Below are 12,914 nucleotides of genomic sequence, written 5' to 3'. Positions count from 1 at the left end.
AGTCTGTCTCCGCAACTGCAACTTAGCGGAGACACGCATGACTATTCCTTCTTTCGAGACAATACAGCGCTGGAAGCTGATTGAGGATTGGCCACATCGGCCGAGTGTAGATGCCGTAATCACCTCCATGGTGGACAAAGGTTACTCGTCGCAGACCATGGTGAGAGCCGTTCGATTTATCGGGGCTTTTATCGAATGCCAGAATAAACGTAACTGTGGAGCGCCAGAACGATTGGACGCTGCTGATATCGATCAGTTTCTCGCCAGCCGATTGTCTGCAGGTGCTATAGAGAATGGTAATCGCATCGCTCTGCGCCGCCTGCAAACCGAACTCGTGAGAGCAGGTGTTCTATTCCCACCGGCAGAGAAAGCCGACCCAGCCGAGAAGGTCGCCACGCTTTTCGGCGCGGAGCTACATCGTCGAGGTTATTCGAAGCATTCGATCTCCGGGCACATCTGGTCTGCGCGGCGCTTTCTTCAGACCATCTGGGCCGAGCACGGTGGAGTTTCCCAGCTCACACACAGTGAAGTACGGGATTATCTGGCGAACAACTTAGATGGCCGGAAGAGCAACTCCCTTGTGACCTGGTACTCCCACCTTCGGGTTTTGCTCCGCTTCCTGCAAGCATCGGGGCTCACGGAGCTTGATCTCTCCGCAGCCGTCCCGAGCCCAAGGAACCTGCGTTTCTCGGCATTGCCAGCTTATATGAGCGTCTCGCAACTGAACTCGGTTCTGGAGGCCTGTGATCTGTCCACGATCCCTGGCCGCAGAGACCTTGCTGTGCTTTTGCTACTTTCGAGGCTGGGCATGCGTGCAAGCGAAGTCGCCCGTTTGTCGCTCGATGACATCGACTGGCGATCAGGCCTCCTGCGTGTGAACGGCAAAGGCGGTAGGGTCGCAACCATGCCCCTTCCGAAGGACGTCGGGGCGGCAATATCGGACTACATCCTTCATGGACGTCCAACATCCGGGTCCCACACCATCTTTCACAGGGTGCAGACTCCATGTACACCCTTTACAACGGCGACGCCCGTCATCCTGATCGCAGGTAGGGCCCTGAAGCGGGCGAAGGTCACAGGCACGCGGTCTCACCATGCGCATATTTTCAGGCATACCTTCGCCACGATTGCGATCAGGTCGGGCGTGGGCATGACCGAGCTTGCCCAGCTCCTCCGCCATAAAGACCCTGATACCACGAGGATATATGCGAAGTTCGATATTGAGGGCCTGCGTTCCCTCACACGGCCATGGGCAGGAGCGGTTCTATGATGGACATGTCCGATGCCCTTGAACAATACCTGAAGTTGCGGCGCTCACTCGGGTTCAAGCTCCAAACTCAGGAGAGCCGTCTGCGCAATTTTGTGAGGTATGCGACTGATCGTGGCGAACTGCGGGTCACCGCGAAGACTGCGGTGGATTGGGCAAGCCACCAATGTGGTCCAGCAACGTGGTCGTCGCGCCTTTCGACGGTCAGAGCTTTTGCCCGCCACCTCCAGGTGGTCGACCCCCAAACCGAGATTCCGCCTTCGCACATCTTTCCACCACAACGAAGACCGCGTCCTTTCATCTATTCAGACGAACAGATCGCCGATCTCCTGAAGTCGATGCTCGACCTGCATCCTGGAAGTTTCCGAGGGCCGACATATCATTACTTCTTCGGCTTGCTGGCATCCACCGGACTTCGCTTTTCAGAGGCGGCGCGGTTGCTTCGTGAGGACGCCGATCTGGAAGCAGGTACGCTGACGATCCGTGAGACGAAGTTCGGAAAGACCCGCATCGTTCCGCTGCATCACAGTACGACGCTGGCGCTTCGGCGATATGCGTCAATCCGTGACGATCACCCGGTCAGACGAGTAAGCAAATACTTCTTTACCGGAGACCTTGGCAGGGCCCTGATCCATACCAACCCACACTTCTCTTTTATCCGCTGGACACGCCAGGCGGGACTGAGGCAGCCGGATAAGCGTGACGGTCCCAGGATTCACGATCTCCGCCACACCTTCGCCGTCCGAACGCTGCTGTCCTGGTACCGGGATTGTGAGGACATTGAGCGGCGATTGCCTGAGCTTTCGACCTATCTCGGGCACAATCATGTCAGCGCCACCTATTGGTATCTTACCGCGCATCCCGATCTGCTGGATCAAGCAAGACTTCGCCTCGACGCAAGGTGGGAGATGGCAGAATGAGCAATCCGCTACCTCGACTGATCGAACGCTTTTTTGGGCAGCGCCTTGCTCGCCAGCGCAACGTGAGCCCACATACGATTGCCTCCTATCGCGACACATTCAAGCTTTTCCTGAAGTTCGCGCATCGTCGAACCGGCAAATTTCCGTCTGATCTTCGACTGGAGGATTTCGATGCGGAGCTGGTTGTCGCGTTCCTTGATGATCTGGACTCCGAGCGCCACGCCAGCCCTGCGACCTATAACCTACGGCTGACGGCAATCCGGTCCTTCTTCCGCTTCCTGGCCTTCGAGGAACCAGCATATAGTGGGCAGATACAGCGCATCCTTGCGATCCCAGGGAAGATCGGGTCGAAGCGGGAAGTGCAATTTCTCACCCGTAGCGAGATCGAAGCGATCCTCTCGGCTCCTGATCGACGAACCTGGGTTGGGCGTCGTGACTATGTTTTGATGCTGACAGCCGTGCAGACAGGGATGCGCCTCTCCGAGCTAGTGGGCCTTGATCGAAGTGCCGTCACCATTGGCACAGGGGCGCACATCCGGTGTTTCGGGAAGGGACGCAAGGAACGCACTACGCCGATAACCAGAATGCTCAATGTTACGCTCAAGGCCTGGTTGGACGAGCCACCGGTTGGGAACGGCAATGCTCTTTTCCCGACCGTTCACGGCGGGCGGATGAGCCCTGATGCCGTTCAGTATCTTCTGGCAAAATACGTGTTGACGGCGTCGAAGGGCTGCTCGTCGTTACGATCAAAGCGGATATCACCCCATGTCCTTCGACATAGCGCGGCGATGGAGTTGCTGGATGCCGGTGTCGACAGCACGGTGATCTCATTGTGGCTCGGCCATGAGTCCACGCGGTCCACACAGCCGTACTTGCATGCCCACCTGGCAATCAAGGAGGCCGCTCTAGCCAAGATCGACCCGTTCAATGGACAATCGCCTGGCCGGTTCAGGGCAGGCGACGAGCTATTGGCGTTTCTTGACAAACTTTGATCCCTGGCGGAGCCCATGACATCGCGGTGAGGGCCGCGATGTCATACCGAGCCCACCAATCATCGAGGAGCTTTCATTAGGCAGGAAAGCGCCAATAGGAGACATAACAGCACAGCTCGATATTATCGTCTTTCAACCTTTATTGCGGACGTCGGCTCAGTCGAGCCGCCGAAGACCTGACATTGACCTACCGGAAAAGCATGTCGCAGATTTCGGGAATGCTGCGACAATCTAGGTCGGTATTCAGAGATTTGAGATATATTTAGTCGGCCGGACCAGCAAACAGTATGAGGTTTTCGTCCGGGTCCCTAACAATGAAATTTCGAGCACCCCACGGCTCCTTCTTGAGCGCCTGGTGAAAATCCACTCCGGTAGCTTGGAAATCCAGAAAGAGTCGCTTGATCTCACTTGCGGTGTTAACCGTGATCGAGGCGGAGAGCAGATGTTCGCGTTGTCGCATGTCGCCGACAAACACAGGCTCGCAAACTAGCCTCAGAGCGAGGCGCGCATTGTCACGAACAACCTGTCCATAAAATGGAGGGTCGCCGTAAGCAAAGTCGAGCGCGAAGCCGAGTTTGTCGGTGAAGAATTCACACGACGCTTTGATGTCGGAGACGAAGAGTTGCGCGGAGACAGAACTCAGAACCGGGTGGGATGCGGTCTGTCTGCTTTGATTGGTCATGCCACAGGCTCCTGACTTGAGCGCCAGCCACCCCTCGAATCCCAATTGACGTGCGACAAGTTCTTGCGCGTCATTCAGCTTGAAACTGGATTGCAATATCTGATTATCGTCGAGGTGTTGAAATCGTGGCAAAGCAGCGCGGATATGGGCCGCGACTGGATAATACCGCTCGCGATGCCACCGCAAATACTGCTTGGCTTGCTTCTTGAGGTTTTCGAGATTCGGCATAAGCGCTACCTTTGAAGTTGTAGGCGGGCGTTGCCCAGTCGGCTCAAAGGCCGGTGCACCCTACGAAGCGCCATTTTCAGAATGCAGAATATGCGTGAGACTGTCAACACTCACGACTTTGTTGCGCTCCGCGACTAATCCGGCGACACATTCTGGAACAATCGTTGCTTATGAAAGAGAATCGGCCACCGCTTATCACAAAGCTTCCAATCTAACTCCGAAGAGTTTCCTCTACGACGCCGAGTGGCGAGTGCTCCGAGAACCCAATGGCAAGGCGACTGTCCGCTTTTTACCCGATCTCAGTTTTCCGGAGACCGGCCCCTGAATGTCTCCTTAGGGCCGAACCCGGTCTTCCGACGCATTCAAACTATGCCGAGCTTTCAATCCTGGATTACCGGAAATCTCGGGCTTTAGGGAATGGGCTCGGCATAGTCTCGGGCTCGGGATAAGGCAGAGCGTTTTTAGCTTGGCGTCGCTGATATCGACGATGAGAGGCGCACCGAGGCAGATAGCGACGGTGAGCTAAAAACGTGTTGGGCTAAGCCGCGGGCGCGATTGAGGTTCTATGGGTATTGAATGGCGCGGCTCCAACGAAGGGCGTTGCAGGGGCGGTATCGACCTGCGCCGCCGCGGGGTGCACGGGACGAAAGCAGCGCCGATTTCGAACTCGACAAGGGGTAAAGATTGCCATCGTGACCTGGCGCGAGGAACTGGCAGGCGCGACGGCACGCACCTTCGCGGGACCGACCGGTTTCCGGCGGAACGGTGCGACGGTGACGATGAAAGCGGTGCTCTTCTTTCATGACGTATCCCAGTATCGCGGTGGTCCGCTGACGCCGTCGAAGGTTTCGATGGTGATCATCTGCCCTTGACGACAGGCCGGGCATTGCCTGAGGGAACACCCAGTAAGTTCCTCGTAGCGGTCTCGGTAGTCCTTCGAGGCTCGGCTCTCTGATGGCTCTGGTACCGGCATGCCGAGCAGGTCGCGACAACGGGCAAGCTTTTGTTCGCGATACCGATTGCCAAGGAAACCGTAATAGCGGATCCGATGGAAGCCCTCTGGCAGGACGTGTAACAGAAAGCGGCGGATGAATTCATCGGCGGAGACGGTCATGACTTTTTGCCGATCGCCGTGCCGATAATCCTTCCAGCGGAAGCGCACCGCGCCATCCTCGATATCGACGAGGCGGTTGTTGGAGATGGCGACGCGATGCGTGTAGCGGCCGACGTAATCGAGCACCTGTTCGGGCCCGGCGAAGGGCGGCTTGGCGTAGACCACCCAGTCGGCCTTTCGAAGGGGCGCCACAGTGCGCCGGAAGGCGTTGCGGTCGCTCAGGGCTCGCAAGTCGGAGAAGAACTGCAGCTTGCCGGCGTCGAAGGCTTTCTGCAGGTGCTCGAGGAACAAGCGGCGGAACAGGCGTGAGAGCACCCGGACCGGCAGGAAGAAGCCGCGTTTGCAGGTGATCCATCGCGTGCCGTCCGGCGAGAACCCGCCACCCGGGACGACGCAGTGCAGATGGGGATGGTGCAGCAGATTTTGCCCCCAGGTGTGCAGCACGGCAAAGAAGCCGATCTCGGCGCCGAGATGCTTGGGGTCGGCGGCGATGGTGCGCAGCGTCTCGGCGGTGGCGCGGAACAGCAGGCCGTAGACGAGCGCCTTGTTTTGATAGGCGATGGCGGCAATGGCCTCCGGCAGCGTGAAGACGACGTGAAAGTACTGCGTGTCGAGTAGCTCGGCGCGACGATCCTCCAGCCATTGTGCACGGGCGAGTGATTGGCAGCGGGGACAATGTCTGTCACGGCAGCTGTTGAAGGCGATGCGCCGGTGGCCGCATTGATCGCACGCTTCGACATGCCCCCCGAGCGCGGCGGTGCGGCACAACTCGATCGCCGTCATGACACGGCGCTGAGCGGTCGACAGCGATGTGTGCTGGGCACGATAGGCCTCGCCGTAGCGACGGAATATATCCGCCACTTCCGGCCCCGGACGGGCCATCAGCGCTCAGAAGTACTCAGGCTTAGCGGGCGGCAGGGTGGGCGCCGGACGCGGCAAAAGCTCGAAGGGGCTCGACGTGGCGCAGACCTTGTTCGTGGCGATGCGCAGATAATGGGCGGTGGTCGCGAGGCTGCGGTGACCGAGCAACAATTGAATGGTGCGCACGTCGGCACCGGCTTCCAGGAGGTGGACGGCGAAGGCGTGCCGCAAACTGTGCGGCGTCACCGGTTTGGACAAGCGGGAGAGGTTGTGCGCTTTCGCGCAAGCTTCCCCCACTGCATCCCTGGTGATCGGCTGGCCGGCTCGATCGCCGGGGAAGAGCCACGCCTTCGGCCGCCGCATCTTCCAGTAATCGCGCAGGATCTCAAGCAGCTTGGGCGACAGCATCACATAGCGGTCCTTCTGGCCTTTACCCTGCTCGACACGGACGACCATTCTCTGGCTATCGATGTCCGTGGGCTTCAGCTGCACCGCTTCCGAAATGCGTAGGCCCGCGGCATAGCACGTGGTCAGGATGGCGTGATGTTTGGGATCGAGCACGCAGCCGAGAAAGTGCTGCACTTCATCCGGACTGAGGATAATCGGTAGCTTCTGTGGCTTCTTGGGAAGCGGGAGGACCTCTTCAGGCACCCAGTCTCTCTCGAGCGTCACCTTATAGAGAAAACGCAGCGCCGAAATTGCGGTATGGATCGAGCTTGGCGCCAGCTTCTTCTCGTTGGCCAGATAGACCTGATAGATCCGGACATCCTCGCGGCCGAGCAAGTCCGGCGACTTGCTGAAGTATCGCGCAAACAGCGACACCTGTTGCAGATATGCGAGTTGGGTATTGAGCGAAAAATTGCGCACCTGCATGTCCTCGCTCATGCGCTGGCGAAGTGGGGTCATGATGAGCTCCTCAGTCTGATGGAATGGCTGCAAACAGCCGTGCCATCCTCGCGCAGTTGGGGCTCCTACTGAATATACCTGACCTCCTTGCCGCTCCGGCGTAGCGGAGCGGGTTAGTCCAAGTTCCGTTATGCCGAATTCGGCATAATGGCACGAAAATATCCCGCGATTTCATTCCCTGACCTGACGGCTCGCGCGAATCCGGCCTGCCGGGTGTACCGTTAGCAAACTCATCGCCCCTCCCTGTCGGCAGCCGAAATTCCAGATCGCGATCCGCCAACCCAGTTAGATCGCTCGACAGATCGAACAGCTGCTGGGCAACCAGGTGAACGACATCGCCCTCACGCTGAATGCGGCCATTGATCGCCAGCATCGAGGCTCCCAGCGCAACCCGTCTCGACCGCTCGAACAGCTTAGGCCAGATGACAACGTTGGCGACGCCTGTCTCATCTTCGATGGTCATGAATATCACGCCCTTTGCGGAGCCGGGCCGCTGGCGCACAAGCACCAGCCCGGCCGCCATTAGCCAGCGACCGTCACGGGTCGACATCGCCTCCGAGCAGGTGACGATGCGACGTTCCGCGAGTTCTCGACGAAGGAAGCTGACAGGGTGTTCGCGCAACGTCAGACCGGTATGCCCGTAATCCAGGACCACGTTATGACCTTGCGTCATCTGCAGGAAGACGAGCAGGACGATGATCAGCACAGCGGATTTGGACGCGTTCGACGCTGAACATGTTCAACTCGACGAGATAGCCATAATCCACAGAAGGGACAGCCAAGATATCCGGCGACAGCTAGCAGTCGCGGGTGTCCGTCCGTTGCTGGGCGGCCAGCGTCAAATTGCTCGGTTTTATCGAAAAGTTGATGTCGAGCCACTTGGCTTGATCTGATCCTCCTCGTAGTCCAGTGGGCCCGGTTTTCCGGGCCTTCTTTTGTGCCTTTTAAACCAGCAACAATCCATCGTTGGCTGAATCTAGCCGAGCATCTGGCGTAACCTGCGGGAACCCAGAAATAGGCCACGGGTTTTAACACATAATATCAATTGGTTACAGGCTTTTCGAAAGCGAAAATGGTTGAAGCAAGATGACCTCGCCATGTTCGCAGTGGCCCCGCTCCTCCACAATGTCCTTTTGCACCCCCCGAAAAGGCCCCAAAGTTGGTCTTAACCGGGCGAGGACTTGACGCTACCCCGTGCCGACGGTAGCGACCTCACCCTCGCGATGTCGGCCAGCGACAAGGCGGCGTTTAGCGCGGCCGCCGCCGTGGTCCAAAAAAACGGGTGAGGATGCGAAGAGCCTCCCAGTGATCACCGCGAGATACCGATCCTCCTCGCCTCGATCCCGCATTCTCGCGATCAGCGTTTCGCCACATGCGATTGTGCACACGCTGTAATGATTGTGCACGCGCGGGACAGCCAAATATTTCTCGTCGAAAGAAATTTCGCGCACTGCCAGATGCAGTGTCGCCCCGTCAGCTTGAAAAGCAACGGGTTTCTAGAAAAGCCATGGCCTTCCACAGCGATGTTCGTGAGACGGAAACTATGCCTGTTCACGTTCGTTCGAGTTGCAATGACGCTTAGCCGGTGGCAATTTCCAGCGCTCCACCCAACAGGACATGCCATTTGACCGATAGCAAGCTGCGATCAGCAGATCCGGAACTGGAACACCAGACCCGGCAAGGACTGCCATCGCTCGTTCTCGCTGCTCTGGGAGTCGTCTATGGCGACATCGGAACAAGCCCCCTCTATGCCTTTAGGGAAGCCCTCCACGCCACCGGTGGATCGGGAGCGGATCGTGCCAACGTGCTTGGAATTTTGTCACTGATCGTCTGGGCACTCACGATCGTCGTCACGTTGAAGTATGTGACGTTCGTGCTGAAGGCGGACAACCGGGGCGAAGGCGGCACACTGTCGCTCATGACTCTCGCCCGCGAAGGTCTGACGGGGCGCCCCAAGTGGGTGCTTGTCCTGGGCGTGATCGGCGCTTCGCTGTTCCTCGGCGATGCGATCATCACGCCGGCGATCTCAGTCCTGTCTGCGGTCGAGGGCATCGAGGTGGTCGCACCAGCGTTGTCCAACTGGGTCGTGCCTATAACGCTGACGATTATTGCCGTGCTGTTTTTCGTCCAGCGATTCGGCACGAGCGGCGTGGCGTCGGTGTTCGGTCCCGTAACGGCTCTGTGGTTTATCGTTCTTGGCGTCAGCGGGGCGATCCACATCTTTGACGATCCGTCGGTGTTAGCCGCAGTCAATCCGGTACACGCACTCCAATATATCGCAAACAACATCGGCTCGGCCATCGCGGTGCTCGGGGCCGTCTTTCTTGCCGTGACCGGCGCCGAGGCTCTGTATGTCGACCTTGGACATTTCGGACGCCGCCCGATCGTCACGGCGTGGTTTTCGCTCGTCTTCCCTAGTCTGCTTCTGAATTACTTCGGGCAGGGAGCGTTCGTGCTCGCGAACCCGGAGATGGCTGAGCATCCCTTTTTCAGCATGCATCCGGAGTGGGCGCGGATTCCTATGGTCTGTCTGGCCACCGCGGCAACGGTCATCGCCAGCCAGGCCGTGATCTCCGGCGCTTATTCCCTCGTCCGTCAGGCGATGCACCTCAACCTGCTTCCGCGCCTGCGAATCCTTCACACCTCCGAAACACAATCCGGACAGATCTTCATGCCGCAGGTGAACAACCTGCTGTTCATCTTCGTGGCTGCTCTGGTACTCTTCTTCCAAAACTCGAGCGGCCTTTCCGCCGCTTACGGTATCGCCGTGACAGGCGAGATGTTCATCACTTCGATCCTCCTGTTCATCGTGATGCGCCGTATCTGGAGCTGGAAGCTGACGGCGGCTCTTGCAGTCATCGTGCCGATTACGCTGATCGACGCCGGGTTTCTAGCCGCCAACATCGCGAAGTTCGCAGAAGGGGGATGGGTTCCCGTTGCGGTGGCGTCGACGATGGCGCTCATCATGCAGACATGGACAGCGGGGCGTCGGCTGCTTGCTGCCCGCACCAAGGCTGACGAAATCCCACTTTCGGCGATCATCGACAACCTGGCTCGGAAGAAGCCGCCTACGGTGCCTGGCACGGCAATGTTCCTGACGAGCGACATCGAAGGCGCGCCGACCGCACTCCTCCATAGCCTGAAGCACTACAAGGTGCTCCATGAGCAGAACGTCATTCTCAGCGTCGTGACCTCGACCACGCCTTTCGTCCCGGACGATGAGAAAATTTTTCTCGAAAGCTTCAATCGCCACTTCAGTCGCCTGGTGATCACGTTCGGCTACATGGAGACGCCAAACATCCCTCGTGCGCTCGTTCTCGCCCGCAAGCTTGGTCTGAAGTTCGACATCATGTCGACCTCGTTCTTCCTTTCCCGCCGAACGATCCTCCCGTCGAAGAAGGGCGGCCTGCCGTTCTGGCAGGACCGGCTGTTCATCTCGCTCGCGGAGAATGCCAGCAATGCGACAGACTATTTCGGGCTGCCGTCGGGGCGAGTGGTCGAACTCGGGCTGCAGACGACCATCTAGCGGCGCACCACAGCTACCTATGCCGTCCTCATCTGTACGATCGTCGTTCAGGAACTGACTCTGGGGAAAGTCGCCCGCCGCTCGTTGCGGGCGTCCGGCCCTTCACTGTAGACAACAGCGGTAGCTTGAGTGGACACTGGAATGAATATTAGGAAGAAGTGGATTCCCTTCGTAATCATAGTCCTGGCCCTCCTCGCGGTAGCGCAAATTGCGCTCGTGGGCGCGGGGCGATGGGATGGTTCGGCTCTTAGCAGATGGCTTTTCGGAAGACCCGCCACCGAGCCGCAAGGTGACATTGGGAACAACGGCTATTGAACCGGGAGGAAGCGAGGTGACGGCGCAATGAGGGTAGCCATTCATACGCTCGGCACGCGCGGAGACGTTCAGCCCTATATCGCTCTGGCATTGGGATTGATCGAGCGAGGACATCGAGTACAGCTCGCTGCTCCGGTTCAGTTCGAGAGCATGGTGCTAGACCACGGCATCGCATTCGCCTCCCTTCCCGGAGAGTTTCTCGCTCTTCTCGATACTCCTGAAGGAAAGGCGGCGATCGCCGGCGGCAAGGGCTTCAGTGCCGGTTTCAAGCTGCTCAAGTATGCACGTCCGATGATGCGAACCCTGTTCGACGCGGAATGGAAAGCAGCCCGGGCCTTCACCCCCGATATCTTCGTGCATCATCCGAAGGCGATCGCGGTCCCACATATGGCGGAGGCGCTTCAGTGCCCATTTATTCTGGCCTCGCCTCTGCCTGGCTTTACGCCGACTGCCGCTTTTCCCAGCCCGATGTTGCCTTTCAAAGATCTGGGCTGGTTCAATCGGACCAGCCATATCGCGGCGATCAGGGGCGCTGAACTTCTGTTCGGCACGTTGCTCTCGACCTGGAGGGTGGGACAACTTGGATTGGCGCAACGCAGGACGCCAGCTATCGCTTCGAGTGGTACGCTCTACGCCTATAGTCGCCACGTCGTGCCGGTCCCTCCGGACTGGGGCAGTGACGTGCTGGTGAGTGGCTACTGGTTTCTCGACAGCAAGAACTGGCGACCTCCAGACGATTTGGCAGCCTTCCTCGCCGAAGGAGAGCCGCCAGTCTACGTCGGCTTCGGAAGCATGCCGGGCGTCGATCCGGGCCGGATGACAGCCACTGTTATCGAGGCGCTCGGGAGGCAGGGCAAGCGGGGTATCTTGGCTGTTGGAGGCGGTGCCCTAACCGCAGAACATAAATCCAGGCACGTTCATGTCGTTCGCGACGCCCCTCACGACAGGTTGCTTCGCGAGGTGAGTGCGGTCATCCACCACGGCGGCGCCGGAACGACCGCGGCCGCTCTTCGGGCCGGCAAGCCCATGATCATCTGCCCATTTTTCGGCGATCAGCCGTTCTGGGCAAGACGGATAACGGATCTCGGCGTCGGATTGTCACTCGATCGCAGAGCATTGACCGTCGAGAGCCTGACAGACGCAATCGCGGCCATGGACGATCCACTTATGCGACGCCAGGCAGACGCGGTTGGCGCACGGATCAGGGACGAGAATGGCGTGGCCACCGCAGTCGGCTTCATCGAGGCGGCTGCGAACAAACTGCATTGAGGCCCATGAATTCGCCCTGCCCGGTCGAGAGGCCATTCGTGCCAAGCGGGCAAGATCGGGAGAAGGCGATAAACTACAGCGATGCCGCAATGTGCGTACGCGGATATGCTCGCCTGCAAAGATCGATGGCTTGCATTTCATGCGCGGTTCTCTCGATATATCTATCGATTGAGATCCAGCGCTCACGCAGCGGAAGGTCAATGAATGCTGTTTAGGAGACGGGAGCCGCTCTCACTGTCAGCCGTCGTACTTCATGCGCTCTTGCGTGGATAAAAACCGCGTGCCGTCGCGCCTTCTGCCGCCTGACGGTCTATTTCGAATAGCCGCGGTGCTCGCCATAGGCTGTGATCTGACCGTCGTCGAGAAGCCGGGTCACCTCGAGATGCGCCGCAAGGTGAATGAACCTCAGCCGTGACCGGCTCGCCTCGGCAGTGGCGACAAGGTTGCGAAGTGCGGATTCGGTAATGGCCCCGCTTCTGAACGCCGCATCGAGCTCCCGCTCGGCCTCTACGAAGACCTTGCCCTCTTCCGACGCTTGAACCTGCATAAGGTCGAAAGCCTTCTGCACTTTCAGGAGCTGATCGTCCGTCAGGCCTAGTCGGTCCTTCATCTGAAGCACATGCGAGGGACCGGGGTAGCCGTTGAGCTCCGCCGGCTTCGCAAAGCCCCACCCGCCCCCTCTCGCCAGTTCGTCGACGTCCGTTGCCGACAGAGACTTGATATCCCGCACCGCCTCCTGCGCATATGCGGACGTCGCGTGATGCGCTCAGGCCGGCTATCCGTGCAGTTTCAAACGAGTTTGACCTCGGAGCGGAGCGCCAGCATTAGCAAGTG

General features: G+C 58.8%; 10 protein-coding genes and 1 pseudogene. 6 read left to right on the top strand and 5 right to left on the bottom strand.

Annotated elements, in window-relative coordinates:
- Positions 1-37 precede the first annotated feature (37 nt).
- Genes RL_RS31500 through RL_RS31490 form a run of 3 tightly spaced genes read left to right on the top strand, consistent with a single transcriptional unit; the run spans position 38 to position 3,179 of the window.
- Positions 38-1,270, top strand: a complete 1,233-nt coding sequence (locus tag RL_RS31500; RefSeq protein WP_011655086.1) for a tyrosine-type recombinase/integrase — start codon at positions 38-40, stop codon at positions 1,268-1,270.
- Positions 1,267-2,187 (top strand): tyrosine-type recombinase/integrase, encoded by a 921-nt coding sequence (locus RL_RS31495; protein WP_011655085.1) that lies wholly within the window; start codon positions 1,267-1,269, stop codon positions 2,185-2,187. Before RL_RS31500 ends, RL_RS31495 begins: the two co-directional genes overlap by 4 nt.
- Positions 2,184-3,179 (top strand): tyrosine-type recombinase/integrase, encoded by a 996-nt coding sequence (locus RL_RS31490; protein ID WP_011655084.1) that lies wholly within the window; start codon positions 2,184-2,186, stop codon positions 3,177-3,179. The genes RL_RS31495 and RL_RS31490 overlap by 4 nt, the downstream gene beginning before the upstream one ends.
- 262 nt (positions 3,180-3,441) lie before the next feature.
- Here RL_RS31490 and RL_RS31485 read toward each other — a convergent pair whose 3' ends face one another.
- From RL_RS31485 to RL_RS31470, 4 genes and pseudogenes are all read right to left on the bottom strand, one after another.
- Complete coding sequence (locus RL_RS31485) at positions 3,442-4,089, bottom strand: VOC family protein (RefSeq protein ID WP_011655083.1); 648 nt, start codon at positions 4,087-4,089, stop codon at positions 3,442-3,444.
- Between the two features lie 799 nt (positions 4,090-4,888).
- Positions 4,889-6,085 (bottom strand): IS91 family transposase, encoded by a 1,197-nt coding sequence (locus RL_RS31480; protein ID WP_011652217.1) that lies wholly within the window; start codon positions 6,083-6,085, stop codon positions 4,889-4,891.
- A 6-nt stretch (positions 6,086-6,091) separates the two neighbouring features.
- A complete protein-coding gene (locus tag RL_RS31475; RefSeq protein ID WP_011652218.1) occupies positions 6,092-6,970 on the bottom strand; it encodes a tyrosine-type recombinase/integrase in 879 nt (292 codons plus the stop codon).
- 10 nt (positions 6,971-6,980) lie between these two features.
- Positions 6,981-7,646, bottom strand: a pseudogene (locus RL_RS31470) (OB-fold nucleic acid binding domain-containing protein); the annotation flags it as partial.
- A gap of 19 nt (positions 7,647-7,665) precedes the next feature.
- On the opposite strand from RL_RS31470, the gene RL_RS31465 reads away from it, so the two are divergent.
- The 3 genes from RL_RS31465 (at position 7,666) to RL_RS31455 (ending at position 12,080) form a co-directional block, all read left to right on the top strand.
- On the top strand, positions 7,666-7,863 hold the full coding sequence (locus RL_RS31465) for a hypothetical protein (protein WP_129557820.1): 198 nt from the start codon (positions 7,666-7,668) through the stop codon (positions 7,861-7,863).
- Positions 7,864-8,594: 731 nt separating this feature from the next.
- Positions 8,595-10,496, top strand: coding sequence for a potassium transporter Kup (locus RL_RS31460; RefSeq protein WP_011655080.1), 1,902 nt, complete (start codon positions 8,595-8,597; stop codon positions 10,494-10,496).
- A gap of 342 nt (positions 10,497-10,838) precedes the next feature.
- A complete protein-coding gene (locus RL_RS31455) occupies positions 10,839-12,080 on the top strand; it encodes a glycosyltransferase (protein WP_011655078.1) in 1,242 nt (413 codons plus the stop codon).
- 310 nt (positions 12,081-12,390) lie between these two features.
- Here the strand turns inward: RL_RS31455 and RL_RS31450 are convergent, their stop codons facing one another.
- Positions 12,391-12,810, bottom strand: a complete 420-nt coding sequence (locus tag RL_RS31450) for a Spy/CpxP family protein refolding chaperone (protein WP_011655077.1) — start codon at positions 12,808-12,810, stop codon at positions 12,391-12,393.
- Positions 12,811-12,914: the final 104 nt, after the last annotated feature.

The sequence above is a fragment of the Rhizobium johnstonii 3841 genome (assembly GCF_000009265.1).
Classification (GTDB): Bacteria; Pseudomonadota; Alphaproteobacteria; order Rhizobiales; family Rhizobiaceae; genus Rhizobium; species Rhizobium acaciae.
This window is presented reverse-complemented; position numbering and strand designations above follow the sequence as displayed.

What these genes read in the sequence shown, in the direction of transcription:
- RL_RS31500 (WP_011655086.1), top strand. Translation starts at nt 38, where the DNA reads ATGACTATTCCTTCTTTCGAGACAATACAGCGCTGGAAGCTGATTGAG.
- RL_RS31495 (WP_011655085.1), top strand. Translation starts at nt 1,267, where the DNA reads ATGATGGACATGTCCGATGCCCTTGAACAATACCTGAAGTTGCGGCGC.
- RL_RS31490 (WP_011655084.1), top strand. Translation starts at nt 2,184, where the DNA reads ATGAGCAATCCGCTACCTCGACTGATCGAACGCTTTTTTGGGCAGCGC.
- RL_RS31485 (WP_011655083.1), bottom strand. Translation starts at nt 4,089, where the DNA reads ATGCCGAATCTCGAAAACCTCAAGAAGCAAGCCAAGCAGTATTTGCGG.
- RL_RS31480 (WP_011652217.1), bottom strand. Translation starts at nt 6,085, where the DNA reads ATGGCCCGTCCGGGGCCGGAAGTGGCGGATATATTCCGTCGCTACGGC.
- RL_RS31475 (WP_011652218.1), bottom strand. Translation starts at nt 6,970, where the DNA reads ATGACCCCACTTCGCCAGCGCATGAGCGAGGACATGCAGGTGCGCAAT.
- RL_RS31465 (WP_129557820.1), top strand. Translation starts at nt 7,666, where the DNA reads ATGATCAGCACAGCGGATTTGGACGCGTTCGACGCTGAACATGTTCAA.
- RL_RS31455 (WP_011655078.1), top strand. Translation starts at nt 10,839, where the DNA reads ATGAGGGTAGCCATTCATACGCTCGGCACGCGCGGAGACGTTCAGCCC.